The following is a 26,756-nucleotide window of genomic DNA, read 5'->3' on the forward strand; positions in this document are numbered from 1 at the left end:
GTTCGAGTTGCGAAAAGCCAAACCGGTTGTGCCTTTTGCTCCTCGTTATTTGTACCTCGAAACTGTTTTTTTCGCGTCTCAAGCGGCGCTCCTACAGCGGCGTTGTAGAGAGAATGTATGGAAAAGCTTGAAGCCGTTTATTTCGATCTGGACGGCACCTTGATTGATACCGCACCGGATTTTTATACGGTGCTCAATACCCTGCTGAAACAGCATGGCCGACCGGAAGTAAGCTATTCCGCGGTGCGCGCCAATGTATCCAATGGCGCCCGCGCCCTCACCGAGCTGGGCTTCGGGGTGGGACCGGAGGATGCGGAATTCCCGCCCCTGCTGGACGAGCTGCTGAACGCCTACGAGCAGCACCTGGCCGTGGACACCTGCCTGTTTCCCGGCATGGCGGAAACCCTGGACTGGCTGGAGGCCAATGGCTTGCCCTGGGGCATAGTGACCAACAAGCCCTCACGGTTCACCGGGCCGGTGCTGGCGGGCCTGAAGCTGGACCAGCGGGTGGGCGCGGTGATCTGCCCGGACCATGTGAAACAGCGCAAGCCGGATCCAGAAGGCCTGCTGATGGCCGCCCGCCGCGACGGCGTGGATCCTGGCAACTGCCTCTACGTGGGCGACCATCTGCGTGACATCCAGGCCGGCCAGAATGCCGGCATGGCCACCGCCGTGGCTGCCTTTGGCTATATCGACGCGGATGATGATCCCCACGGCTGGCAGGCCGATTATTACCTGGAACAGGGCAGCGACCTGCTGCCCCTGCTGCAAACGATGAACACAAGGAGTACCGCATGAGCGAGTTGTCTGCCGTGAATGCAAAGGCACTGGCCTACCAGTGCCCTGCCGATGCCTTCAAGGATCGCATCATCCTGGTCACCGGCGCGGGCGCCGGCATCGGCCGCAGCGCCGCACTGACCCTGGCTCGCCACGGCGCCACCGTGATCCTGCTGGGACGCACCCCGGAAAAGCTGGAAAAGGTCTACGACGAGATCAAGGCCGCTGGCGGCCCGGAGCCAGCCCTGGCACCGGTGAATCTGGCGGTGGCCCGCCCGGAAGACTTCCAGGAACTGGCCGGCCTGTTCGACAAGGAATTCGGACGCCTGGACGGCATCCTGCATAACGCCTCCGTGCTCGGCGACATTACTCCGCTGGAGCGCTACGGTGTCGGCACCTGGGATTCGGTGATGCAGGTAAACGTGAACAGCGCCTTCTACCTGACCCAGGCCATGCTGCCGCTGTTGCGTGCCAGCGACGATGCCCGCCTGCTGTTCACCTCCTCCAGTGTTGGCCGCAAGGGCCGCGCCTTCTGGGGCGCCTATGCCGTCTCCAAGGCCGCCACCGAAAACCTGGCACAGGTGCTGGCCGAAGAGCTGGAGAACACCAGCAACATCCGCGTCAACACCCTCAACCCCGGCGGCACCCGCACCGACATGCGCGCCTTGGCCTACCCCGGCGAAGACCCGCAGACCCTGAAAACTCCGGACGAGATCATGGCCCCCTACCTGTTCCTGCTCGGCCCGGACAGCCGCGACGTCAACGGTGTCTCCATCGACGCGCAGCCTAAGTAAAAAGCCTGAGTTGAAAGTTCAAAGTTCAAAGTTGAAAAGGCGCGATCACGTTTGGAAACGTATCTGCCCGGTTCGGTGCCCGCGACTAAATGCAGCGCCGACACCGGACTCAAATACCCCCGGCCCTTTCCCGCGTTTCAACTTTAAACTTTGAACTTTCAACTCGCCCCCATTGACCTTTTCGCCGCTGCTTGCCGTAACGCGGTCACCCCCTGCGCCAAAGCGCTCCCTTATCCTGCCAGCGCATGCTAAATGTATTGCTCATAACAAGAATGCGGCATCAGGGAGATCACCATGCGCAGCCCCATTACTCTTTTCTTTCTTATCAGCCTGCTGTGCTCATCGCTGAGCGCGGCCAACCTGACAGAATCACAGAAGCAGCAACTCCAGACACTGTTGCCCGGCGTTACATTGACTGACTCCACCCTCGAAAAGCTCGAGGATGTGTTTTACACCAGAGAGATGCCGGTTCGGAGCCGACTGAAAGCCATCAGCCAGATGGTGGGACTGGATCAGATGCCCGCCGGCAGCACCCTGAAACGCACCATCTGCATCTGGGATATCGGCGGCCGTAACGGCGTGGTATTCAATGCTGCCATGGAGCAACGGGCACTGGCCCTGGAATACGGCATCAACCTGGATCTGGTGCCTTACACCAACGAAACCGTCATGGTGGATGAATTCAAGGCCGGCCGTTGCGATGCCGCCCTGATGAGCGGATTGCGTGCTCGCCAGTTCAACCTATACAGCGGCAGTGTAGATGCCATCGGCGCGGTACCCTCCCAGAAGCATATGCAAACGTTGCTGCAGGTGATGGCTCACCCCAGACAAGCCGGTCACATGGTGCAGGGGGATTACGTCGTAATGGGCATCTACCCGGCTGGCGCCGCACATATTTTCGTTAACGACAGAAGCATCAGCTCCCTGGCCAAGGCTGCCGGGAAACGGGTTGCCGTTCTCGATTATGATGAAACCCAGGCAGAAATGGTGGCAGCCATTGGTGCCACCCCCGTCAGCACCGATATCGTCAGCGCCCCCAACAAGTTCAACAATGGCCAGATCGATATCCTGCCCGCCCCGCTGGTCGCCTATGAAATTCTCGAACTGTATAAAGGCATGAGCCCGGATGGTGGCGTGGTCGACTATCCGTTAACACAACTTTCCATGCAGTTGATCGGTCGCCTGGACAAGTTTCCCAATGAGGTGGCGCAATTGATTCGTGAGGCCTCCTTTGAAGCCTACCCAGACGTGATAAAGCGCATTGAAGTGGAAACACGCCGAGTGCCTGAGCGCTGGATGATCGCTATTCCTGACAAGGACAAGCGGGAATACGAAGTGATGATGCAGGATGCCCGCGATGCACTGCGTGCGCAGAAATACTACAGCAGCGACATGCTGGATCTGCAGCGCAAAATACGCTGCAAATTCGACCCCACCCGCTCGGAATGCAGCATCACTTGAGCTGACGTTGAAGCGGGCATTACGCGGCGCCACCAGACGCCGCGTACAATTGTCATACAGGCGGTAAAACTTCCCTCCCCTTCTACATGCTATAAGCATGACAACGAATGACAAAGGAAGCGTCATGGGGAATTATCGCACCCTTATTACCAGCCTTCTGGGCTCGGCCCTGCTGTCTCTGGCTTGCACCAGTCAGGCTCTGACACTGACTCCCAAGCAGGAAAAACACCTGGCGGAAGCGCGTAATGAAATGGGCCTGGGCCCGGACGATATGCTCAAGCGTCATATCTGTTTGTGGGATCTGTCCGGTCGCTCCGGCCCCATTTTCAATGGTGCCACCAATCTGCGCCTGGATTTGCTCCGCTATAAAATTGATATCAGCCTGGAGGCCTTTACCAACGAAGGCGCCATGGTCGCATCATTGAAAAACGGTCAATGCGACGCTGCCCTGATGAGCGGTTTTCGCGCCCGCCAGTTCGTCCGCTTCAGCGGTACTATCGATGCCATCGGCGCCCTACCGTCGCTGAAGCATATGGATATGCTGATGCGATCCATCGCTCTGCCTCAGCTCAGCGAAAACATGGTCAGCAACAAATATCAGACTCTGGCAGTTACCCCCGCCGGCGCCGCCTATTTATTTGTCAATGACAAGAGGCTGAATTCACTGGAGCGCGTCGCAGGGAAAAAGATTGCCGTACTGGATTTCGATCCCGGCCAGTCGAAGATGGTTGCACAGATTGGTGCCACCCCGGTAGCCACTACGCTTGCCACGGCCCCCAACCAGTTCAACAACGGCAGTGTAGATGTACTGCCCGCACCACTTGTTGCCTATCAGGTATTGGAGCTTTACAAGGGTATGGAACCCGACGGTGGCATCGTTGATTACCCCATTGTTCAGCTCACCGCCCAGTTGATTGGTCAAACTGATCGTTTTCCTCCCGCATTCGCGGCAGTGATCCGGGAAGTGGCAGCAGACAGCTTTTCGTCTATCCAGAGCGCCTTGGAAAAAGAAGCGGGACAGATCCCGGCAACCTGGTGGATCGACGTGGATCAACATGAAAAACAGGAATATGACAGCATGATGCGCGCCGCGCGTCTGAAACTGCGCGAAACCGGCTACTACGACGCCACCATGCTGAAGATCATGAAACGTATTCGTTGCAAGCTGGATCCTCAGCGCCCCGAATGCAGCCAGGATACGGAATAAGGATTACGCAGCAATATCATCGTTGGCATCGCGGCCAGCCATCCCGGCTGGCCAGCCAGCGACTCATCGGTCACGACTGTCACAATGGGTGTTCAACCTGAAGCAACAACTTCCGGTTCAAACAATAAAGTGCCCATGGAGGCTTGCGTGACATTTTTTCGCCATCTGCTCATTCTTCCCCTGCTGATCGGCGCCCTGATCGCCCAGGCAGACAACCAACTGAATCTGACGCCAGCACAACAGGCGGAACTGGAAAAGTTTGCCCCTGGTGTATCGCTCACCCCCGAGCTCGCGGAGAAGCTGCGCGCCATCGCCTACGACCAGAGCCGCAGCCTCGACGATCGCATCGACGCGATGCAGAAAGTGGCCGGCTTCAGCATGGGCGAACCCCTCAAACGACGCATCTGCATCTGGGATATCGCCGGTCGCGCAGGACCGATCTATAAAGCTGCCGAAGACCAGCGCACCCGTCTGCTGGAATACGGTGTGGACCTGGATATTCAAGCCTACACCAGCGAAAGCGTGGTAGTGGAAGACCTGAAGGCTGGCATCTGCGATGCTGCCCTGATCAGTGGGCTGCGCGGTCGTCTTTTCAACAAGTACACCGGCACCATTGATTCCATCGGCGGCGTACCCAGCGACGAGCATATGAGAATCCTGCTGCAGGTCATGGCCAGCCCCAAGTCTGCCGACAAGATGGTGAGTGGCGAATACGTCATTCTCGGCCTGGCCTCTGCTGGTGGCGCCTATGTGTTCGTTAACGACAGAACCATCAACACCCTGGCCAATGCAGCGGGCAAGCGGGTAGCCGTCCTCGACTATGACCCGACCCAAGCGGAAATGGTCTCGCAAATCGGCGCCACCCCTGTCGCCTCCGATATCGTCTCTGCCCCTAACAAGTTCAACAACGGCGTCGTCGATGTCTTGGCCGCCCCACTGGTGGCCTACGAGGTGCTGGAACTTTACAAGGGCATGTCACCGGACGGCGGCATCATCGACTACCCGCTGGCGCAGATCACCATGCAACTGATCGGCCGCAAGGATAAATTCCCCAACGAGGTGGCACAGCTGGTTCGCGAAGAGTTTTTCAACAGCTACCACCTGATCAAAGAGCGGCTGGACCAGGAAGCGGCCAAGGTACCGGACCGCTGGTGGATCGACATCCCGGATGCGGACAAACGCGAATACGAAACCATGATGCAGGAAGCTCGCCTGACCTTGCGCGAAAAAGGCTACTACGATGCGGACATGCTGACCCTGCAACGCAAGATTCGCTGCAAACTCAATCCGTCGAAAGGGGAATGTGCGGATCCGGTGGAGTGAAAAGCAGCTACGAGCTATAAGCTTCTAGCTGCGACGCGGCAGGGTCTTGCAAAGCACGCAGCGCCCTGCCCGAGGTTTTTCCATGAAGTTACTTGTAGGCGGTCCAGTAAAGGCTGTAGGAGCCCACGCTTGCATGGCGAACCGAGCGTAGCGAGCGAGGCGGCAAAGGAGAAACCTAGCCGCCGTTCTTTCTGGAAAGACCTGTCGAACACTCAAATGTCTGATCGCCCTGCGGTCGATTTCCGCGCAAGCGCGATTCGCGGCTCAAGCGCCGCTCCTACAGCGGCTTCGTAGAAATGACGAAGCACGAGGAACATTCCAACCTTTGCCTACCCTACCAGTGCAGCTTGTAGCTAGCTGCTTTTAGTGCAGAAAACCGCCCGGCATATCATCAATCGCGCCGAACATATCGACGCGATTATCACTGAACATATCCATTTCAGGTGCCAGCACCTGCACATAACGATCGAAGTAGAGGAACTGCTTGAGTAGCAGGGCGAATTCGCGAGGGAAACGAATGCCGTGGCCCTCACCGATTTTCACCAGATCCATCAGCAAGCGGTTCACTTCCTTGTCGTTGCGGTCGGCCTGCACCAGAGCAGACGGATCGACCTGGCCAAGCGCCCCTTGCAGGCTTTCGATATCCCGCGCCAGCGCATCCACATCAACCTCTTCCCGGGTCATGCCAATGATCGCCATGGCCTCCGCCATCTGGCGAACATCACCACGTCCGATGGCATCAAAGAATTTGGCCATGCCATCCCATGCCTCACGGCGGATCCGGCCGACAATACCAAAGTCGATGAATCCCACCCGACCGTCTTCCAGCAACATCAAATTGCCAGCATGCACATCCGCATGGAAGAAATCGCACAGCATCAGGCTGGAGAACCAGGTATTCAGTGCAGAGATCAGAGTTTGCGCCGGATCATCCGTATATTGCCTGAGCACATTCATGTCGGTGAGGGGCACCCCGAAGAAGCGCTCCATGGTCAGCACCTTGCCGGTGGTGTGAGACATGACCGGATCCGGCGCGACAGCCGAGGTATTGCCGGTGTCACGCAGGAAAGCATTGAACGCCTGGAGATTGTGAGCCTCCTTGATGAAGTCGCACTCTTCCAGCATGCCGGCCTGCAACTCCTCGATCACACCGGAAATGGCGGAGCGCGACAGACCCGGCGCCAGCCGCTCGGTAACCCGGGCAGCAAAGTAGAGAAAGTTGAAATCCGTCAGCAGCACATTACGGACACCGGGCCGCTGAACCTTGATCACCACGTCCTGGCCGTTTTTGAGCTTCGCCGCATGAACCTGCGCAATAGACGCACTGGCCAATGGCTTTGGGTCGATAGACTGATATAGAGACTCCAGCGATCCACCCAACTCTTTCTCGATCGTTTCGCGAATATAGTGAAATGGCAGTGCCGGGGTACGGTCCAGGCAGCGCTGAAATTCCTCGACATACTCTTCCGGGAAAATCGACGGCGAGCTGGCAATAAACTGCCCAAGCTTGATGTAGGTGGTACCCAGGGATTCAAAGGTCGTGCGCAGCAAAGCCGGTACTGGCGGGCGATCGCCGAGCATCCAGCTTAACCCCTGGCGACCGACCACCCCGATCGTCTCCAGTATCCGCCAGCCGCCACGGGCCGTATTCATGGCCAGAGAAACACCGCTTCTCTCGCCTGCCAGCCAGGCCTTCATGTCTTTGATATCAGTATGGTCGGTCATAATAAAGTCTTACTTTCCTGGTGGGTGCGCTGCACAACGTAACGTATTCCATCATAAAGCAAATTTATTGTTTGTAATTGCTTGCAGGCTTTTTTGTAATTGCCGCTTGTGCCAATAGACGGACTTTCGTACCTTTGAGTCCGCTAATCCGAGAACAACAACAAGGAGCTATAGAATGGGTTCTCTGACCTTGACAAAAATGCTACGACATTCCCGTCTGGCCCTGGTAGGGGGCGCCATCCTGGCTCTGCAAGGCTGTGGCGTCATCTACAAGACAACCGGTGACGTGCTGATCAGCTTCGGCCGCTCCGAGATGCTTCCCTACATGCTCACGTTTGACGATGTACGCATGGCCTGTGTCACCGGCGAAGCCCAGACCCCGCTGCTGATGGCCTTTGAGCGCGTCGGCTCTCATCCCGAGAAGCTGGGTGCCATGGTCTTCACCACGGCCGCCACCTGTGCCGAACAGATCGCCATCGATGCCGAGTTGCGCTACATGCGTGCTGTGAAAGATGGCAACGTGAACGAAGCTCAGGATGCTCGCATCGAGCAGAAGCGCTGGTCTGCCGTCGCGGCGCAGCGACAGTATACCGCCTACCAGAACATGCTCACCGCCTTTGGTGAACAGAAAGAAGGCGAATGCCCCAAGCTGAAAACCGATTTCGACGAGCTGGTGTGGATGGTCGGCAACATCTCCGGTGTCCAGGCCCTGCTCAATGACGGTGCCTCCGACGGCGCCGTGGGCGTACCCCGCGATCTCGCCGCCAAGGTAGAGCGCAACATGAAGTGCCTGGATAACGACAAGTGGTGGGGCGTACCGCGTGGTACCCGTGCTGCCGTCTGGAACCTGTTGCCCATGCTGGCTCCGGCCAATGCCGAACCGTGGAAAGAGCTGGAAGCCTCTGCCAAGGCCGGCTTTGATGGTGGCGTCCGCCTGGGCAGCGCCCTGTATGCCATGAGCGCCTTCAGCAAGGGCGACGACGAACGCATGCGCAAGGCCATCCGTGACTTTGCCGCCAACGACCAGAATCTGGATCCGGAATACGCCATGATGGATGCCATTGCCGGCTTCATCATCACTGGCATTTCCGACCGGGAATGGACAGAAAATACCGGTAAGCGCACCCCTATTGGTGGGCTTGGGACTTTCTGGGATGACGCCGCCAAATCCGGACCGGCGGTCAATATTGACGATTTGCTGTAAGCCTGTTTGCGGCCCCTTGGGGCCGCTTTGAATTAGATTAAGAAGTAACCAGGAGACAAGCCATGCGCTATTTGAAGGCGTTTACCACAGCAGCCACTGCTGCACTTGCATTGACACTTAGCCCCGCCCAGGCCGCCGAAAAACGGTCCATGTGCGTATTTGATATCATCGGTGCCAACGGTGATATCTATAACATCATGAAGGACTACAAGACCGCCGCCCTCGGTTGGGGTGTGGATCTGGAGCTGAAACCCTACACCGATGAAAAAATCGCCTCCGAAGATCTGAAAGCCGGCCAGTGCGATGCTGCGGTACTCACCGGTATCCGTGGCCGCCAGTTCAACAACTACACCGGCAGCCTGGACTCCATCGGTGCCATCCCCTCCTACGATGCCATGCGCACCGTGATCACCGTGCTGGCCAGTGGCAACCCCTCCATCAACGAGAAGCTGGTTTCCGGCCCCTACGAAGTGGGCGGCGTTGCCCCCATGGGTGCCGCCTACCTGTTCGTGAAAGATCGCACCATCGACACCGTGAGCGAACTGTCAGGCAAATCCATCGCCGTACTGGAATATGACAGCGCCCAGGCCAGCATGGCGTCCCGGGTTGGCATGTCTCCGGTAATGTCCGACATCACCAACTTCTCCGGCCGTTTCAACAACGGTTCCGTGGACATCTGCTTTGCGCCGATTGCTGCCTACTCTGCCCTGGAACTGTACAAGGGCATGCAGCCGGATGGCGGCATGATCGATTATGTACTGGGCCAGCTGACTGCCCAGGTCATTCTCAAGAAAGACCGCTTCCCGGATGGCTATGCTGACAGCTCTCGTAAGTACATGCTTGGCCAGTTTGACCGCGCCATGACGGTGATCGAGAACGCCAACAACGAAGTCGACAAGAAGTGGTGGATTCGTATCCCCGAGGCCGACAAGCTGCGCTATGACGAAATGATGCGCGAAGCCCGCATCGCCCTGACCAATGATGGCGTTTACAGCAAGGATATGATGTCCCTGCTGCGCAAGGTGCGCTGCAAGGAAGAGCCTTCCCGCGCCGAATGCGTCAATCCGGTCGAGTAAGCGCAGTACCGATCAAAGTGGGGCCCGGGTGGCCCCGCTTTTCTCCAGCGACCTATTTTCTGTCACCCGGCTCTTCTCTGCCGGGTAGTCAAGGTGTTTACACTGCCCTGGAATGCGGCGAATAAGGCTTGAGGGCCCAAGGGTTGCCTCTTTCCCGCTCCCTAAGGCGGTATAACAATAACCGGGTGCACAATGGACAAACCTTCTTCTATGAAAGTGGCGAACCGTTCCGTCGGTGAATGGTTGGCATCGCTACCAACCCTGATTCTCCTGTTGCTGACGGTGTTTCTCGCATCAGGGGAAGTTCTTCACTCCCAGCTGCTGAAAATCGGCGAAAACACCTGGGAAGGCTACTTCAAGTTACGGGGTGCCGGCATCCTTCAGGAGCCGACCTGTAATCCGGACGCCAACCTTGATGACCAACTTGAAGCGGCCATCATCAGAAAGAAACAGCAGATGGCTGACGATCCTCTGGCCGGCATGTTCGGCACCGAGGTAAACGAAGACGCTTTGCGTCAGTCACTGGAAGCTTCCCAGCAAATCTGCCGTGAGAAGTGGGCCACCTACACCATGGTGCAGGAAAAGGTCACCCCCGGCGTGATTGCTTTCCGGACCCTGGAAGGCGGCGTGGCCAAGGTAGTGACCTCTCTGGGCCACTACAAACGACTGCTGCTGTGTATCCTGGTCATTATCTGTGCCGCCACAGCCACCCTGACCCGCCACCATATTGCCCTGCGCCCGGCGCAAACCCGCAAGGACCATTTCGTATCCAGCCTTGGCCAGCTTTCCGCCAATGTGATGCTGCTGATGTCCGCCTGGATCTACCGTGGCGAGGAAGTCAGCGCCATGGCCGACGGGGTTCAGGTCAACCACTTTTACCTTCACCAGTTCTGGATCGCCGGTTTTGCCCTGCTGTCCCTGGCGGCACTCTGGCAGCTGATCAAGCCGCCCAAGGACCTGGAAGAAGGCGGCAGCTGGGGCAAGGCCCTGCTGACCATTCCGCTGTACAGCTTCATGTGTATCACCGCTGGCATCCAGTTCGTCAGCCAGGGTTACTACCACGGTATCAGTGTATATCTGGGCATGATGATGGAACTGTCCACCCTGTTCCTGAGCCTGGCCCTGTATATCTGGATTGGTATGATGCTGCGCCAGACCAAGATGGCCCATCTGGTGTTTGACGTGCTGCGTCCGTGGAAGATGTCCCCGGAACTGATGTGTTTCGTGGTGCTCGCGGTTACCGCGATCCCCACCGCCTACACCGGCGCTTCCGGTATCTTCGTTATTGCCGCCGGTGCCACCATCTACAACGAACTGATCCGTGCCGGTGCCCGCAAGCAACTGGCCCTGGCCGCCACCGCCATGTCCGGTTCCATGGGTGTGGTACTGCGTCCCTGCCTGCTGGTAGTGATCATCGCTGCGCTGAACAACTCGGTAACCACTGATGAACTGTTCACCTCCGGCCTGAAGATCTTCGGTCTGTCGCTGCTGCTGTTCTTTATCTACAGTCAGTTTGCCCGTACCGAAGCGGCTCGCATCGCACCGTTCTCGGAAGCCGTACCAGCCAGCATCAAGCGTCTGGTTCCATTAGTGCCCTACGTGATCATCATGGGCACCGTGGTCGTATTCTTCCGCGATGTCCTGGACACACAGCTCAACGAGAACTATGCGCCGATCATTCTGCCGGTGATGCTGCTTGCCATTCTCAGCTACGAGAAACTGAGCAATAAGGCCCTGCATCTGTTCACCATCGTGCTGGTTCCGCTGCTGGTGTACTCCCTGTACAACCTGACCGGTATCAATGCGGCTTTGGAGGCTGGCAATATCCCCACCGGCACTTCTGCCGAGGATCTGGAAGCCCTGTTCTGGGGGCTGCTGTGGCGCAACCTGCTGCTTGGCGCGGCAGTCGTGCTCTACTATGTGCTGAAGCAACCCACAGAAGACCCGGATTATCGGGAAGAACCCGGGGTTGGTGACCGACTGGAAAACTCCCTGCGCTTTGCCACCAATGAAACCACCGGCCACATTGGTGCCCTGCTGATGCTGATGGCCCTGTCCGTGAGTGTCGGCGGTATCATCGAGCGCTCTGGTGTCATGGAGAACCTGCCGGAAACCTTCGCCAACGTCTGGCTGGCCATGACCCTGCTGGTAGTCACCATGGTGATCATCGGCATGATCATGGACCCCTACGGGGCGGTGATTCTGGTGAACGCCACCATTGCCCAGGTCGCGTTCGACAACGGTATTGCACCGTTGCACTTCTGGATGATCACCCTGGTGGCCTTCGAATTGGGTTACCTGTCACCACCAGTGGCACTAAATCACTTGTTAACACGTCAAGTGGTGGGTGAGGCAGAAGTGGAATCCGCCAAGCTCAAGGAAGGCAGCTTCTTCCGTCGCTATGAGAAGTTCCTGCTTCCCATCGCGGTGATGCTGACAGCGCTGCTGCTGGTATCTTATCTACCGTTGATGTCCGATTCGGTGCATGAGTACATGTTCCAGAAGATCGAGATTGGCGGCTAAATTCCGCGCTCATCTCAACCCACCAAAGAAGGAGCCTCAGGGCTCCTTCTTTTTTGTCTGCCATTCGGCCGACAATCCCGCACTCAGGCAGCCGCCTGATTCGATACCAGTTTCCTATCGTCCGCGGATAGCTGATACTGTAAAGTATCGGGATAAATCAGGGAGATGGCTGATGAACAAAACGCAGGAGACCCGCACTCCACGGGAAACCGAACCCTTGCCGAAAACGGTTAAACCCGCCCTGCTGTTCCTGCTGTTCCTGGCAGGCGTGGTCGCTACCATGGCGATTGCGGCCTATGCGGTCGACAGAATGATTTACGGATAAATCCTATGGCAACGGCAATGGACAATCGTCGCTTCCCCCGCACCTCGCGCGAAGAAAACCTGGCGCTGACCTTGCTGCCCAGCCAGTCCGGCTCGCTGGACCCGGCCGATCGCCTGTACCTGACCACCCACGATATTTCCCTGGCCGGCATCAGTATCGAGCTGCCGGCCCCGATCAAGCCGAATACGGATGTGGAGCTCTGGGTGGCACTGCTGGAAGAGCACGGCACCTACCACCTGTACGGCACTGTCGCCTGGTGTGCCGCTCCGGAAGGGCAGCTTCTGGCGGGGATTGCGCTGGATCTGGAACGGGCAGATGGCCGCCTGTGGGCCGCCCACTTCGATGACGACGGCTTCTTCAGTGACTGAATCGCTGTTTCAGCGCGGCAGTCAGTATCAGCAGTTTCGCCCCACCTACCCCCCTTCTCTTTTCCAGTGGCTGAGCAATCAGAGCACAGGCCATCATCTTGCACTGGATCTGGGCTGCGGCAGCGGTCAAGCCAGCCGGGGCCTGGAGCCCTGGTTCCGGCAGGTGCTAGGTGCCGACATCAGCCATGAGCAGTTGCTGGCAGCCCCTGCCTCGCGCAGCCACTATCTGCTTAGTATGGCCCATCGATTACCGCTGGCAGACGCCAGCCTGGACCTGATTACCGTCGCCCAGGCCTACCACTGGTTTGATCAGGCTGCCTTTCACGCTGAAGCGCAACGCACCTTGTGCCCCGGCGGCATGCTGGCACTGATCAGTTACGGGGTCTGTGAGGTGACAGGACTGGGAAGCATGATCCAGGATTTTCACGACGGCCCGCTGGCGCCCTGGTGGCCGCCTGAAAGGGCCCAGGTGGTCGCCGGCTACCCGGATGCCGACCTGCCTTGGCCGGCACTGACTTACCCCGGCGACTGCATTACCCTCGACTGGTCCGCCACCGACATGCTCGGCTATCTGGACACCTGGTCCGCCCTGGTCCAGGCCGCCCGGACCGGGGAACATCCGCTGGACGACTTCGCACCAACGCTCAGGCAAGCCTGGGGGGACGGGCTGCGCACGGTACACTGGCCATTACGGGTACGTGCCTGGCGCAAACAGTGAACAGTGAACAGTGAACAGTGAACAGTGAACAGTGAACAGTGAACAGTCTCAGGCTGCGATCTGAGGTAACACTATCAAGTCTTTTGTTGTTCTTTTCCAAAAACAGGCCGCGCCCAAAGGCTGGGCGCGACCTTTTGCGTTCCAGATCCAAAACACCGCCAACTCGCGACGCTGTTAACTATTCACTGTTAACTATTTAGCGGCTTCCGGAAAATGCTCCGCCAGCAGGCCAGCCAGGCGATCCAGTCTTTTGCGGCGGCGGGCCAGGCCGAAGACGTTGAGCAGTCGGGTAGCCCAGGTGAAGGCGGTCGCCAGGGTGTCGCCACCGCGCCGGGGGATCACGTGCACATGAACGTGGGGCACGTGTTGATTGGCTTCACGACCATCATTGACCACCACGTTATGGGCTCTCACCGCCAATCCGGCCTTTTTCTGGGCCACGATGGTACGCCGTGCCAAGTCCATCAGATGGTGCGTCAAGGGGCTATCCAGTTGTTCCAGCAAGGGCGCATGGGTCTTGGGAATCACCAGGCAATGGGCTTCGCGGATCGGAAACAGATCCAGAATCACCATGGCCCGGTCATCCTCGTAGACCACACTGGCAGGCAGCTTGCCGTCGCGGATCTGACAGAAAATGCAGTCGCTCATTGCTCAGCGGCCCCGACGCTGTGCTTGCGCCGCTGACGCCACAGTTCCAGCGCCGCCACGATCAGGGCCACCACCAGCATGGCCAGCAGCGGGCCTCCAGCACGCCACAGGCTCACATCTTCCTGGGCCAACCCGTCGAACAGTGTCACCACCCAGGCCGGCGCCCATTCATCATGCTGCGGTGATACCGACCAGGGGGTCAGTAGCAGCGCTGTCAGCAGGATACGCAACGGCACCTTGGCCCACACGGCCAGCGGCCGGGTCAGCCACCACCAGACGAAGAGCACACCCACACAGCCCAACAAGTACGCCAACCAGCCCCACATATACGCTTGTGTTGTCACAATGACTCCCATCCGGTTCAGGTATCAGAGATAAAGCAGGCCGCACTGAGCCCAGATTAAAGCCGTCTACTCTATCCAGTGAATAATATGCTCTTCCCAATCGTCTTCGTGCACAAGCTGCTCGGAGACCACTCGCCCGGCCACGCTGATTCTCGCCTGCCTGACCGTTCCCGCATCCCCACTGATCAGCGGATGCCACGCGGGTAATGGCTGCCCGTGGGCACGTAGCCGGTAGGCGCAAGTGGACGGTAACCAGGCGGTGTTCCGAGCCACTGCTTCGGTGACCTGGATGCAATCGGGCACCTTGCTAAAGCGATTATCGTACACCCGGCACTGGCATTTTTGGCTATCCAGATAACGACAGGCCAGGTTCGTGAAGGCCAGCTCGCCACTGTCCTCATCCTGCAACTTCACCAGACAGCAACGGCCACAGCCGTCACACAGGGCTTCCCACTCCGGTTTCGACAACTCCCCCAGAGGCAGTTCCCAGAAACGTTCACGCAGGCCCTTCTCAGGCATCCGGCCCTGCCGGTTTGTCAGGATGGCCATCGGCCATGAACATGTCTTCATCCGGTGGCGGCGGCATTTGCAGGTAAAACCCCTTGATGCGGATGTCGTCCATGACTTTGGCGACCTCGGCCCGGGCCAACGGCCGGTCCGGGCTGAGAATCATGTCGCTCACATGCACCGGTTTGCCAAACTGCTTCAACAGCACCTCGGGCAGGTCTCCGGTTCCCTTCTGCCGATCCACATACAGGTACATGCCAGCCTTGCGGCGGCTTTTATAGATCGAGCAGAACAGCTTGCCCTTCAACATCAAAGCAACTCCAGTAAGGGCCTGGTGACAATCTCATGGCGCCAGCCAGTGAGTGGCTCGGGCACCTGATCCGGGTGGCGGATCAGGGACTCCAGCCAGCGACGGCGCATCAGCACATCCGGCTTCATGTTCATGGACTCGGCAATCTCACCGACCCGTTTACGCAGGATCTTGGCCAGTTTTTTCTGGTGAGCATCCGGCGGCCCCGGCAAGGGTTCCGGCGGCGTGCCGCGTCGGCCCTCTGCCAGCAATTCAAGAATGGTATCACCATCGCGGCGAACCACCTTGGGATGCAGACCCAGCTCCGAAAACAAACCCCGGTCGCTGCGGCTGGAGCGGGCCAGATCCAGTAGCTGGGCATCCTTGAGCACAAAGCCCTTGGGCAGATCCCGCTCCCGGGCCATGCGATCCCGCCAGGGGGTCAACACCGCCAGCACCGCCAGCGCCTGACCCTGTAGCAGGCCGGCGCCTTTCACATTGCGCCAGGCCTTTTCCGGCGCGGTTACCGCCTGGGCCTGGGCCAGCAGCCGCTCGCATTCTTCCCGCCACCAGCTTTCACGGCCCAGGTTTACCAACCGGCCCCGGAGGATGTCGGTCACCTCAGGCAGGTATTTCACATCATCCTCGGCATAGAGCAACTGCTCCTGGCTGAGCGGTCGCTTGAGCCAGTTGGTGCGGGTAGCCCCCTTGGGCAAGTCCACTCCGAGCAGCATCTGCACCACCCTCTGGTAACCCAGCTGCATGTCCTCGCCGGTGAGAGCAGCGGCGATCTGGGTATCTTCGATGGCCGCCGGGTAGTCACCGCTGAACGCAGCGATGGCCTCCAGATCCTCGGAGCAGGCATGCATCACCAGGGTGTGCTGCTGAAACATAGGCGCCAGATCCGGGCCGCTCGCCTTGGTGGTATCGATCAGCCGGATCTGCTCACCATCGTGAACCTGCACCAGGGCCAGTTGCGGCCAGAAGGTGCGCTCGCGCATGAATTCGGTGTCCAGATAGAGAGGCGTTGTCGCCGCCAACCCGGAGCGCCAGGAGGTGATGTCGTCGCTGTTGTCACACCAGAGATAAGCCATGAAGTCGCCTGAGTCTGAATTGGCGACGATTATACGGGCTCAGGGCGGCACATTTCAGCAACGCAGGCCGCCGATATGGGATTTATCCGCGAGTCGAGCAGATAACCGCCTGAAGACAGTGTGAAAAATTGCACTCAGCGGATCGAATTCCAGCGAAATATCCCGGCTCACGCTCAATTTCCCGGCGCTTTTCTGCTACGCTTTGCGCCGCACTGAAAACCGCACAGGAATAACCCATGAGCACGAAACTGGTACTGGTCCGCCATGGCCAAAGCGTTTGGAACAAGGAAAACCGTTTCACCGGCTGGAAAGACGTGGATCTCACTGATCAGGGCCGCGAGGAAGCCCGCAAGGCCGGCGAATTGCTGAAGGAAGCAGGCTTTGAGTTCGATGTGGCTTACACCTCCGTGCTCAAGCGCGCCATCCGCACCCTGTGGTCCATCCTCGATAACATGGATCAGATGTGGATTCCGGTGATCCGCGATTACCGTCTCAATGAACGCCACTACGGTGCCCTGCAGGGTCTCAACAAGGCAGAAACCGCCGCCAAGTACGGCGACGATCAGGTGCATATCTGGCGCCGCAGCTACGACACCCCGCCGCCGAAGATGGAGCGCGACGACGAACGCTACGCCGGCAACTTCCGGGTCTACAAGGACCTCAGCGAGAACGAGATCCCCCTGTCCGAAAGTCTCAAGGACACCGTGGATCGCTTCGTGCCCTACTTCGAAAGCGAGATCAAGCCGCAGGTCGAAGCCGGCAAACAGGTACTGATCTGCGCCCACGGCAACAGCCTGCGCGCACTGGTTAAGTACCTGGGCGACATTTCCGACGAGGAAATCGTCAAGCTCAACATCCCCACCGGCGTGCCGATGGTCTACGAGCTGGATGACAACCTGAAGCCCATCAAGAACTACTACCTGGGCGACGCCGAGGAAGTGGCCAAGGCAGCCGAAGCTGTGGCCAATCAGGGCAAGGCATAAGCAAGACGCTGACGGCCTGACGCAAAAGCCCGACCCGGTTTCCCGGGTCGGGCTTTTTCATTTCTGAGGACAGATTAACGCCGGGCAGGCTCTGATAGGCGAGTTCAAAGTTAAAAAGCGCGTCAACGATGGGTTGATTCTGGGCGGCCATGCCCGCGCCATTAGCGTTAATCGCGGGCACGGCATTCCTACCTTTGACAACTTAGTCCGCGTTTCAACTTTAAACTTTGAACTTTCAACTACGCTGCTCAGACGCATCCCGGTCGCTACTCTGATCCTGCCGACCCGCCTCCCAGGCGGAGCGGAGGACGGCATCCTGGTAGGGATTGGTGGTGACCCACCAAGCCGTCATGCGGCCCCGTTCATAGGCCACATCCACGCTGTCATCTTCCGAAACCTCCGGCGCCCGCCAGCGGGCCAGCCAGCGCTGCTGCACGGCTCGCACGTCATGGCTGACCACCAGCAGACAAGGCACCAGCAACAGACTCACCAGCGTCGCAAACAGCACACCGAAGGCCAGGGATACCGCCATGGGTATCAGAAAACGGGCCTGAACACTGGTTTCCAGCATCAACGGCGCCACCCCGGCAAAGGTGGTGATGGAGGTCAGCATCACTGGTCGTAATCGACCGCTCACGCCTTCGATCACCGCATCGCGCAGGCGCATGCCATGGGCCCGGAAACTGTTGATGGCATCAATTAGCACCAGGTTGTCATTGACCACCACCCCGCTCACCGCAATCACCCCCACCAGAGACCACAGCGTCAGGCTGTAACCCAGCAGGAAGTGGCCCATAAAGGCGCCAACCATGCCGAAGGGAATCGCCGCCATCACCAGCAGCGGCTGGCCGTAGCCGCCGAACAGTATCGTGAGCAGGAAGAAGATGGCCGCCAGGGCAATCAGATAGCTGATCGACAGATGATCGAGGAAATCCTGGATCGCCGCCTGCTTGCCAGCCACGGTCCAGCCGGCCTGTTCATCCGCCGTCTGCATGGGCGCCAGCACCTGTTCGCGCAACGCCGTCATCACCTGGGCGGGCGAGGTCACATGTTCATCCACGAAGGCACTGACGGTGGCACTGCGCCGACCATCGTAATGACTGATCATGGCCGGTACCTGGCGACGATCCAGATCTGCCACTGCCGCCAGCACGGTGATTTCCCCATCCGGCAGCTGCACCGGCAGGCGTTCCAGGTCGCTGATACGGCGGCTGTCGCCGCTGGCCAGGCGCAGCATCACCGGCACCTCCTGGTCCTGTTCGAACCAGCGGTCCAGCTCGATGCCGTGGAAGGCATTGCGGATCTGTGAGCCAAGCTGTTCTTCGCGCAGGCCCGCCAGCTTGCCCTCCTCGCGCAGGCCGATATCCACAATGGTGCGCCGCGCATGCAGGTTGTTGGCCACCTCGTGAACCCCTTCCATGCGCGACAGGGCCAGCGCCGTCTGCTCACTCAACCGTTGCAGGGTGGCCAGGTCCGGGTGGAACAGGTTGACGTGAATGTCCGGCTTCACCTGCATCAGACTGGCGTGGAATTTTACCGACAGGGCATCGGCGATCGGCCCATGCTGGTCGCGCCACAGGCTGGCCAGCTCCCGGGGCGGCAGGGCACTGGTATCGCCACCAATGGCCAGGGTCACCCGCACCCGGAAACGGGCACCCGGATCGCGGGCATTTGAGGTTTTCTGGCGTACCCCCTGCTCGGCAAACACCGCGTCCACGGTCACCGGCTGATCGTCGCCCTGCAACTGCGCAGACAGCTTGCGGGCAGAGCCCTCCAGAGCCTGCACTTCACGCAGCAGCCGCGCCTCGCCGGTACCCTGCGGAAACACCACTTCCGCCATCACCCTATCCCCCTCCACCCGGGAGAACAGCACCATGGTCAGCCAGCCGCTGTTGACCAGGGCGCAGCAGAAAATAAACAGCCCCACGAAAACCACCACCAGCACATAGCGCCAACGTAGCGCGCGGCGCAGCAATGGCCGGGCGCGGTGTTCCAGCCAGCGGTCCAACCCGGCGTTGATACGGGTGGAGAGTTGCTCGGACTTGCGCCAGATGCCCCGGGCCGGGCGGTCATAGCTGAGGTGCGAGGGCAGAATCCACAGGGACTCCACCAGCGACAGCACCAGAATGGCCATGGAAACGATGGGGATTACGCGCATCAAGGCCCCTTCCGGGCCGGGCAGAAACAACAGCGGCGCAAAGGCAAACAGGGTGGTGAGCACCGCAAACAGGATCGGCCTCGATACCCGCTGGGCGCCGGCGATGGCCGCTTCCTGGCCACTCATGCCGCCCTGTCTACGTTGCTGATCGATGCTTTCACCGACGATCACCGCATCGTCCACCACGATGCCCAGCACCAAAATAAAGGCGAACAGGGAAATAGTATTGAAGGATTCGCCCAGTACCGGCAGCAAGGCACAGGCGCCCAGCATGCACACCGGAATCCCCAGCGCCACCCAGCCCGCCAGGCGCAGGGTGAGAAACACCCCCAGCATCAGGGTCAGCAGCACCAGCCCCTGCAGGGCATTGCGCCACAGCAGGTGGGAGCGCTCACGGAACTGGGCGGCGTCATCGCTCCACACCCGCAGGGCCACGCCACGGGGCAGCTCCGACTCCTGCAGATAGCCGCTCACGGCCCCGGCCACGTCCAGCACGTTCTGGTCGCCCACCCGGTAGACATCCAGGGCCACCGCCGGCTGGCCGTCCAGCCAGGCAGCCTGACTGTCCCGGGAGAAACCGTCCTCGATATGCGCCACATCCCCCAGCCGCAGCAGGTCGCCCTGCTCCGACTGGCGGATCACCAGCTGCTCGTAGGCGGTGGCATCCCCCGGCTGCTGGCCGGTCTGCAACAGCCAATCACCCCGGTCGCTGCGCAACAGCCCTCCTGCGATACGCTCCACGCTCTCGCTGGCCGCAGCGGCCATGCCTTCAAGCGTGAGCTGGTAGCGGTAGAGATCATCCCGCGCCACGGTCAGCGCCATTTCCCGTTCCGGCAGGTTCTCGATATCCACGCTGGATACCGCCTCATGATTGAGCAGCTGCCTGCGCACATTGTGAGCGAGCTGATAGATATCCTGGCGCGACAGGCTGCCGCTGAGCAGCAAGCGCACCACCCGGTTACGCACGATCAGCTCCTGCACCCGGGGCCGCTCGGCGTCGCGGGGCAAGGTGTCCAGCCCTTCCAGGCGGGTACGGATCTGCTCCAGCACGGCGCGGGTATCATGGCCCTTGAGCACATCCAGTTGCACCGAGCACAACCCCTCGCGGGCTTCGCTGATCAGCTCGGTGCCCCCTTCCACATCGTCGATGGCGGTTTCCACCGGCGTGCAGACCATGGCTTCCACGCTTTCCGGGGTGGCCTGGGGCCAGGCCACGTAGATGCCGATGCGATCCAGCGGCACGTTGGGCAGGGTTTCCTGGCGGGTGTGGGGGATGGCCATCAACCCTGCCAGCAGCAGGGTGATCATCAGCAGGTTGGCTACTGCGCCGTTACGGGCGAACCAGGCAATACTGCGATTCACAGGGTTGTCTCAGTGACAGAACGGTCCGCCAGCCCACTGGCAGGAACGCGGGGATCGATACGCATGCCTTCCAGCAGTTGCAGATCACCGGCCAGTACCACCCGTGACGACGCTGTCACTCCATCGTGCAGGTAGAGGTAGTCGTCATCGTGATGCAGCACTGCCACCGACTGACGACGCAAGCGCTTGTGCTTATCCAACACCCAGACCGTATTTTCGCCGGCCTGAGCCGCCCGGGGCAGCATCGCCACGTTGCGCGTCGGCGCTCCACGCAGCTCCGCCTGCACCAGCACGCCAGGCTCAAGGGGGAGGCCGTCTTGCGAATTGGTGACCTGGACGATCAGGTGCATCATGCGGTTCTTGTTCAGGCCGCCCTCACGCCGCACCACCTTGCCCTGCCACTGGCCATCGCGGCCGGCAAAGCGGCCGCGCAGGGTAACGTTGACCCGCCGCAGGGTCGTTTCATCGCCGGGCATGATGCCAAGCAGAGCCAGCCATTCATCGCGCACCGGCAAACGCACTTCCACCATGTCTTCCTGATATAACCGCGCCAGCACACTGCCGGCCTGAATCTGCTGACCGGCCATCACCTGCACGGCTTTGAGCCGCCCGCTGATGGGCGCTACCAGCTCGGTCTGTTCCTGGTTACGCTGGGCCTGGCGCAATCCGGCACGGGCGGAGGCCAGCCGGCTGTTGGCTTCGTCCAGTTGTGGCTCAAAACGGCCCAGTGCGGAAGACCGTTTGTAGGACCCGGACACCCGTGCTCGCGCCCGGGTTTCTTCCAGATGCAGGCGCGCGGCGTGGACCGCGTTCTGCTGGGCGGTGACTTCCAGGGCAAAGGGCTCCGGGTCCAGTTTCAGCAGTACCTCGCCAGCAGTCACCCGTCCCCCGTCCGCCAGCAGCGGCGATACTTCCTGCACCCGGCCGGAGACTTCCAGACTCAGGGGTAATTCGTGACGAGCGCGAACCAGGCCCTGACTGTGCACCGGGATCACCACGTCTTTCCATTCCACTTGCCAGGTATCTAGCGCGAGTATGGTGTCTTCCGTTTTCAGGGTGGGGGTAGCCGGCGGCACCAGATAGAGCGCGATCACCGCCAGCCCCATGGCCAGGGTCGCTAGCAGGGCCACCAACGCACGCAGACTGAGAATCCGTTTCATGCCGTCACTCCCAGCCCTTCAACCCAGCGTTGCAGGCATTGCTCGGCCACCGCCTGTGATGCCCCCAGGGAGGGGTGCAGCTTCAGCGCCAGATTGAGGCTGCCGTTGACGATCATCATGCCGTTGGCCACCGGGTGATTGGGGCTGCCCGGACCGCAGCAAACGAACACCGTATCCGGGGGCAAGCCGGCAGAAACAAAATCGATTTGCCATTCTCCCAGGTTGGAAAAGGACCCCGCGTGTTGGGGGCCGTTGAGCAGGCGAGCACACAACCAGTCCACCCCCCGCTGGCCGATCACCCGGCCAATGCGGGCCAGGTGCCAGTAGCGCCAGTGAATATTGGCTTTCAGGTAGCAGCGGATAGTGCCATCCAGCTGCTCTGGCGTGTCATCTCGATCCACGGTCAGATAAAAGGCGCTGGACAGGTTCATCCCCGGCCGCCCCATGGGCACTACCCCGCGCATATTCACCGGGAAACACCAGCTCACCGGACCGGGGCCCGTCATCAGGGTCTCCGCCACGGCACGATGCAGAGCCAGCAACAGCAGGCTGTTGAGCGACACTCGCTTGGCGTCGGCACGCTGCCGTAACCCTCGGGTCTGCTGCGGGCTCAGCCACTGCACCAGTGGCTCATCCGGCTGTTCCTGCAGAGACGCGTCAAAAGCACGCCATTGTGGCGATTGTGGCAGACGTTGCTCTGGCCGTGACTGCCAGCGCCGCCAAAACGAGGGCGCCCGTGTCTGACGGCTGAGGGGCATGGTTGGCTGACGAACCCCCATACGCTTGAGGGACTCGGCGATACCCCCCACGCCATCATGGTCTCGATGGCGCAGCGCAACGGTATGGCGCTTGCCGGTACCCGGCGTGATGAAGATAAACTCGATACGATCATCAATACCGAGCCGGGCGCGGGCCCGATACCACATGCCGATGTAGTCTGTTGCGCTGGCACTCACAGGCGAGCGACCTCCACATAGGGCAGGCGCCCGTCGAGCTGGTCTCGCGGATCGCCGTCATAGCTCACCAGAAAATGGTCGCTGAGCAACAGCCTGCGACGGTAACTCGCTGGCACCCGGGCCAGCGGGTCCTGGGCAAAAAAACCACATACCAGTGCATCATAGTGACCATGGAAGCGGCTGATGGCATCGTCCAGCAACAGCCGGAGCAGCTCCGGGCGATTGTCCTCCACCACCAGGCTGTGCAGAGTCAGGTAGGACAGCACACCGCCCGGTGCCGGCAATTTCATACCGCCACGCAGCAGGCTGTGGGTGTTGTAAAGATGGCGCATGACACCCATGCCGCGGGCATAGGCCAGGACTCGTGTCTGCTTGATACCCTGCTGATCCCAGAACCCCATCAGCCCCTTGAGCGTTCCACCAATCCACAAGCCGATAAAGTTGCTCGGGCTGAGCCCGTAGCAATAGGCATCACCCCGCACGCGAGACACATCCCAATAGGGGAAAAACTGTTTCTGGGCGCCTTGATAGCGCAGCAGCTGGGAAATAGCATCCAGGTCTGTCTCACCAGTCTGGCGAATGACCACATCGTCAGGCAGTTTGCGGGGGCGAGCCCGGGTATAAAGCATGCTGGTTTCAATGGTGCCCGACGGATAATAAGTGGGCAGCCCGGCTCGACCACTGGCCACCGTGGACAGGGACGCCATGTTGTCGCGCAACACCGTGGTCTGCATCCACTCACCGTCCGCCAGTTGCTTGCGCAATTGGCGAAACAGCCGGTGCAGAATCATGCCGTCGCGACAGTGTGGTGCAATACGCAAATCGTGGGCGTAACGCACCGGCTTCGCCTGCCCGTTTACCCACACATTGCGCCAGCCTACATTGTAGACCGCGCCGATCGAGCCCTGGCCCTCACGGGGCTCCGCCACCCAGACATCCGGCTCTTCACAGGTCACCCGGGCGCCACGAAAGTAGTCCGGATTACGTTCGAAATTCAGGGTGACTGCACCGGGCTGAGGCGTGCCCTGCAACAGCGACAGGATAGCGCCGTTATCTTCCTGCCGGGCCTGGCGTATGCGGTAACTCACAGCACTGCCTCCCCGACTGCCCGAGCCGATGCCTGCGAGTGGCGAAGCCATACCGGCAACTCTCCGGGCCAGTACTGCAGGGACTCCATCTTGATGTTGCCTTCGATCATGCCCCGCTCGCGGCACTGCTGAAGGTAACGCTCGCGCATGTCCGGGTGAATGACGCAACGCAGCGGTGCCAGCTGTTCCAGATTGCGGGCCAGCTGGTAATGAAAGTGTTGCTGCAGGGCACTGTCGAGGGCAGTTGCCACTTTTGCACTTTCCGCGCTCTCCCCTTCCAGCAACAGCACATAACCGGGAATACCCTCACCGGCATCCTCCACTGCCACCGTGCACACAGGCAGGGTTTTTACCGGCAAGGCGATACTGGCAAGCACGGCATCCAGCGCCGCCGCGGTGAGTTTTTCACCGACCATGTCCGTGGTACCAGCACGCCCCAGGAAGGTCAGCGCAGGAATCCCCCCCGGCATGCCATCAACACGGACCAGATCTTTCAGGCGATAGCGCAGCAGGCCACTACCGGTACTGAGCAAGGGCATCACCTGCTGCCCCTGCTCCAGTTCCCAGGGCGCATAGATGGTGCCATCGGACGGGTCCTGAAATTCATACACATGGCTGCGATAGGCCAGCGCGTGTTGCCCCTGATAGGGAATGGTGACCACCCCTTCGGTAGCCCACAGCCCCTTGCCCTGGAACGCCGCCTGCGGCAACAGGGCGTGCAGCTGCCGGGCCCAGGGCCCGGACGCAGCAGTATCCCAGGCACTGACCAGCGCCAGTGACGGCCACAATGTCATAAAGAAATCCGCACTCAGGCGGCCATCCCACTGACGCAGTAGTTCCGCCCCCCGGGTGGATCGGGGGCAGGACTGGGTATTGCTGCCCAGCATGCGGTTGCCCCAGGAGCCGGTCGCCAACACCTCGGCCAATTCCTCACGCCACGTGGCCATGGACTTGAGCAAGCCCAAACCGAAAGTGGGGCTCCAGATGGACATCATGGACAAGGAAGAATCACTGATCAGATAGGCCAGCGTGGCAAAAAGGGAATCCTCGGACGTGCGCGCCAGAGACACATCCTGGGGTACTGCCTGGGTAGCACCAGCCAACAACCGCTTGCCCATGGACATGAGCTGAATATCGTCGTTGATATCCTCCCGCATGTTGTCCCGCAGCGAGGTCGGCACCCAGGACATGGACCAGTAGTGACGGCCCTGCCTGAGCCTGGGGAACTGACGGTACAGGTCCACGATCCAGGGGCTGATGGCGTTATCCAGTTCCGAGAGAAAATGGCGGGTATAGGGAATCCACTTGATCGCCGAAGTGGATCCGCTGGTGGGCTGATAGCGAACCACAGGAGACTGTATCAGGGCATTGCCACCAGACTCGCGAGCACGATCAACCGGGTTACGCCAGTGCTCGTACTCGCTGACCGGTACGCGCTCGGCAAAGGTCTCCCAGTGCCAGTCTGCCGTTATGCCCTGGCGCTGCCCGACCTCACAGGCTGCCACCTTGCGCAGCAGCAACGCCAGTTTTCGCCTTTGCACGCTTTCCAGATGTGCCCGCCCGGCGGCAAAGCGCCGCTCCCCCGGCCAGGCGGCCATTTTGAGCAAACGATGTCCGAACATGGTTACCCCGGTTTTATTCGCAGGCTACAGCTGCAATTTGCGTTTTTGTTTTTCTTCGTTGTTTACGCCACAGAGAGAACGGGTAACTGAACAGCAGGGAAAAGTTGATTTCCCCGATACAAGGCAATTCGGTACCCCGGTTCCAGGTAGGATTACGTGTTTCGAAAAATTGAATCTTTTCATTTGCCTGGCGCATTTCTGCGGTAATGTTTGCCACATCGGATTTCAAGTGAGTATAACCCTCACCGAAATCCAGCAGTTTTTCTCTTCACAGTAGTAATCGGCAAACAAGCGCTCACAGTAGGAATCCACTAGAGGCGCAAGCTGGTCACTCTTTCCTTCCGGATGCGGGTAGTAATTGTGGAAGTTATTCGCCATCAACAAATAGGTTTTATAGCCTTTTGATATCAGCAACCAGAAAAGGGGGCGAAAAGGATGACGCAACTTCTCACGAATCATGCGAAAGAAAAAAGTCACCTGCAGAGCCCGGCTACCCCAGTATTTTTCTTCGATGATGGTATCGCCACTAAAGACGCCTTTTACCTGGCGGCCGGCCACATTCATGTCCAGGGTTTTCAGGGTAGAGAAACCAACCACGCGCTTGGTCGGTTTTTCCTCCACCAGGATCACGCCACTTTTTTCCACCATGTCCCGACAAAAAATATCCAGACTTATATTTTCGTAGTACCCCGAATAAATCTCATACATTCTTCGCATGATCGGAACTGATACTTTGGAAAGGGGTAGATAACGAGCTTTAAGGGTTTCTGTTTTTTCCCTTTGCATTTTTCTGCTCCATGATTATTTTTATGCACAAAAAAGCGGGGCTCATCATCTCCATGGAAGGTGACCGACTTAATAGTTAAAGCGGCCATTTTTTTGTTAAAAAGGGCAAGCAGTATTTAAAACCGGCAAGATAGCCAGCCTAATGAGAGCTTCATCACAAGCATAACAACAACTGCATCAGGCATAATAAAAATGAAAAACGACGGAATGGCACTCGACGTTCCTCTCATCTCAGTCCGTTATGCCCGCCGCTTTTTG

General features: G+C 59.4%; 25 protein-coding genes. 12 read left to right on the plus strand and 13 right to left on the minus strand.

From position 1 onward, the window contains the following. Positions 1-117: 117 nt before the first annotated feature. The 5 genes from ACMG4M_RS12245 to ACMG4M_RS12265 all read left to right on the plus strand — a co-directional run bounded on the left by ACMG4M_RS12245 (position 118) and on the right by ACMG4M_RS12265 (position 5,562). Complete coding sequence (locus tag ACMG4M_RS12245) at positions 118-798, plus strand: HAD-IA family hydrolase (protein WP_414430117.1); 681 nt, start codon at positions 118-120, stop codon at positions 796-798. After that, on the plus strand, positions 795-1,571 hold the full coding sequence (locus ACMG4M_RS12250; RefSeq protein ID WP_414430118.1) for a YciK family oxidoreductase: 777 nt from the start codon (positions 795-797) through the stop codon (positions 1,569-1,571). Before ACMG4M_RS12245 ends, ACMG4M_RS12250 begins: the two co-directional genes overlap by 4 nt. Before the next feature lie 294 nt (positions 1,572-1,865). Next, a complete protein-coding gene (locus ACMG4M_RS12255; RefSeq protein WP_414430119.1) occupies positions 1,866-3,032 on the plus strand; it encodes a putative solute-binding protein in 1,167 nt (388 codons plus the stop codon). Positions 3,033-3,156: 124 nt separating this feature from the next. After that, positions 3,157-4,239 (plus strand): putative solute-binding protein, encoded by a 1,083-nt coding sequence (locus ACMG4M_RS12260; RefSeq protein WP_414430120.1) that lies wholly within the window; start codon positions 3,157-3,159, stop codon positions 4,237-4,239. Between the two features lie 135 nt (positions 4,240-4,374). Further along, entirely contained in the window at positions 4,375-5,562 is a 1,188-nt protein-coding gene (locus ACMG4M_RS12265) for a putative solute-binding protein (protein WP_414430121.1), read from the plus strand. 363 nt (positions 5,563-5,925) lie between these two features. Here ACMG4M_RS12265 and ACMG4M_RS12270 read toward each other — a convergent pair whose 3' ends face one another. Next, on the minus strand, positions 5,926-7,287 hold the full coding sequence (locus ACMG4M_RS12270) for an ABC1 kinase family protein (protein WP_414430122.1): 1,362 nt from the start codon (positions 7,285-7,287) through the stop codon (positions 5,926-5,928). Between the two features lie 175 nt (positions 7,288-7,462). Between ACMG4M_RS12270 and ACMG4M_RS12275 the strand changes: the two genes are divergently transcribed. The 6 genes from ACMG4M_RS12275 to ACMG4M_RS12300 all read left to right on the plus strand — a co-directional run bounded on the left by ACMG4M_RS12275 (position 7,463) and on the right by ACMG4M_RS12300 (position 13,501). After that, a complete protein-coding gene (locus ACMG4M_RS12275) occupies positions 7,463-8,491 on the plus strand; it encodes a hypothetical protein (protein ID WP_272961682.1) in 1,029 nt (342 codons plus the stop codon). A 62-nt stretch (positions 8,492-8,553) separates the two neighbouring features. After that, a complete protein-coding gene (locus ACMG4M_RS12280) occupies positions 8,554-9,567 on the plus strand; it encodes a putative solute-binding protein (protein ID WP_272961681.1) in 1,014 nt (337 codons plus the stop codon). Between the two features lie 192 nt (positions 9,568-9,759). Next, positions 9,760-12,090: a TRAP transporter large permease subunit gene (locus ACMG4M_RS12285; protein ID WP_414430124.1), complete on the plus strand. Its 2,331-nt coding sequence runs from the start codon at positions 9,760-9,762 to the stop codon at positions 12,088-12,090. Between the two features lie 172 nt (positions 12,091-12,262). Continuing rightward, positions 12,263-12,415, plus strand: a complete 153-nt coding sequence (locus ACMG4M_RS12290) for a hypothetical protein (RefSeq protein WP_272962188.1) — start codon at positions 12,263-12,265, stop codon at positions 12,413-12,415. Between the two features lie 5 nt (positions 12,416-12,420). Continuing rightward, positions 12,421-12,783 carry a PilZ domain-containing protein gene (locus ACMG4M_RS12295; protein ID WP_272962189.1) on the plus strand — a complete coding sequence of 121 codons (363 nt, stop codon included), beginning with the start codon at positions 12,421-12,423 and terminating at the stop codon, positions 12,781-12,783. After that, positions 12,776-13,501: a class I SAM-dependent methyltransferase gene (locus ACMG4M_RS12300; RefSeq protein WP_414430125.1), complete on the plus strand. Its 726-nt coding sequence runs from the start codon at positions 12,776-12,778 to the stop codon at positions 13,499-13,501. The genes ACMG4M_RS12295 and ACMG4M_RS12300 overlap by 8 nt, the downstream gene beginning before the upstream one ends. Positions 13,502-13,693: 192 nt before the next feature. On the opposite strand, the gene ACMG4M_RS12305 is transcribed toward ACMG4M_RS12300, so the two are convergent. From ACMG4M_RS12305 to rnd, 5 genes are all read right to left on the minus strand, one after another. Beyond that, positions 13,694-14,149, minus strand: a complete 456-nt coding sequence (locus ACMG4M_RS12305; protein WP_272962191.1) for an HIT family protein — start codon at positions 14,147-14,149, stop codon at positions 13,694-13,696. Continuing rightward, on the minus strand, positions 14,146-14,493 hold the full coding sequence (locus ACMG4M_RS12310; protein WP_272962192.1) for a hypothetical protein: 348 nt from the start codon (positions 14,491-14,493) through the stop codon (positions 14,146-14,148). Before ACMG4M_RS12310 ends, ACMG4M_RS12305 begins: the two co-directional genes overlap by 4 nt. 66 nt (positions 14,494-14,559) lie before the next feature. Then, entirely contained in the window at positions 14,560-15,012 is a 453-nt protein-coding gene (locus tag ACMG4M_RS12315) for a YcgN family cysteine cluster protein (protein WP_272962193.1), read from the minus strand. After that, positions 15,005-15,310, minus strand: a complete 306-nt coding sequence (locus ACMG4M_RS12320; protein WP_272962194.1) for a YcgL domain-containing protein — start codon at positions 15,308-15,310, stop codon at positions 15,005-15,007. Before ACMG4M_RS12320 ends, ACMG4M_RS12315 begins: the two co-directional genes overlap by 8 nt. Next, a complete protein-coding gene (rnd, locus tag ACMG4M_RS12325; protein WP_297766363.1) occupies positions 15,310-16,383 on the minus strand; it encodes a ribonuclease D in 1,074 nt (357 codons plus the stop codon). The genes ACMG4M_RS12320 and rnd overlap by 1 nt, the downstream gene beginning before the upstream one ends. Positions 16,384-16,619: 236 nt before the next feature. Here rnd and gpmA point away from each other — a divergent pair, with 236 nt between their 5' ends. Continuing rightward, a complete protein-coding gene (gpmA, locus tag ACMG4M_RS12330) occupies positions 16,620-17,366 on the plus strand; it encodes a 2,3-diphosphoglycerate-dependent phosphoglycerate mutase (protein ID WP_272961692.1) in 747 nt (248 codons plus the stop codon). 235 nt (positions 17,367-17,601) lie between these two features. Here gpmA and ACMG4M_RS12335 read toward each other — a convergent pair whose 3' ends face one another. The 7 genes from ACMG4M_RS12335 to ACMG4M_RS12365 are packed head-to-tail and all read right to left on the minus strand — an operon-like array spanning position 17,602 to position 26,498. Continuing rightward, positions 17,602-20,886 carry an efflux RND transporter permease subunit gene (locus ACMG4M_RS12335; protein WP_414430126.1) on the minus strand — a complete coding sequence of 1,095 codons (3,285 nt, stop codon included), beginning with the start codon at positions 20,884-20,886 and terminating at the stop codon, positions 17,602-17,604. Beyond that, the gene (locus tag ACMG4M_RS12340; RefSeq protein WP_414430127.1) at positions 20,883-22,046 is read right to left on the minus strand and encodes an efflux RND transporter periplasmic adaptor subunit; all 1,164 of its coding nucleotides are present in this window, start codon (positions 22,044-22,046) and stop codon (positions 20,883-20,885) included. The genes ACMG4M_RS12335 and ACMG4M_RS12340 overlap by 4 nt, the downstream gene beginning before the upstream one ends. Further along, positions 22,043-23,002: a hypothetical protein gene (locus tag ACMG4M_RS12345; protein WP_414430128.1), complete on the minus strand. Its 960-nt coding sequence runs from the start codon at positions 23,000-23,002 to the stop codon at positions 22,043-22,045. Before ACMG4M_RS12345 ends, ACMG4M_RS12340 begins: the two co-directional genes overlap by 4 nt. Next, complete coding sequence (locus ACMG4M_RS12350; RefSeq protein ID WP_297766349.1) at positions 22,999-24,090, minus strand: hypothetical protein; 1,092 nt, start codon at positions 24,088-24,090, stop codon at positions 22,999-23,001. Before ACMG4M_RS12350 ends, ACMG4M_RS12345 begins: the two co-directional genes overlap by 4 nt. Beyond that, positions 24,087-25,712, minus strand: coding sequence for a GH3 auxin-responsive promoter family protein (locus tag ACMG4M_RS12355; protein WP_414430129.1), 1,626 nt, complete (start codon positions 25,710-25,712; stop codon positions 24,087-24,089). Before ACMG4M_RS12355 ends, ACMG4M_RS12350 begins: the two co-directional genes overlap by 4 nt. A gap of 13 nt (positions 25,713-25,725) precedes the next feature. Further along, a complete protein-coding gene (locus tag ACMG4M_RS12360) occupies positions 25,726-25,941 on the minus strand; it encodes a hypothetical protein (RefSeq protein ID WP_414430130.1) in 216 nt (71 codons plus the stop codon). After that, positions 25,938-26,498, minus strand: a complete 561-nt coding sequence (locus ACMG4M_RS12365) for a hypothetical protein (RefSeq protein ID WP_414430131.1) — start codon at positions 26,496-26,498, stop codon at positions 25,938-25,940. Before ACMG4M_RS12365 ends, ACMG4M_RS12360 begins: the two co-directional genes overlap by 4 nt. Positions 26,499-26,756 lie beyond the last annotated feature (258 nt).

Origin of the sequence: Alcanivorax sp. IL3 (assembly GCF_047495465.1) — a bacterium.
GTDB lineage: Bacteria > Pseudomonadota > Gammaproteobacteria > Pseudomonadales > Alcanivoracaceae > Alcanivorax > Alcanivorax jadensis.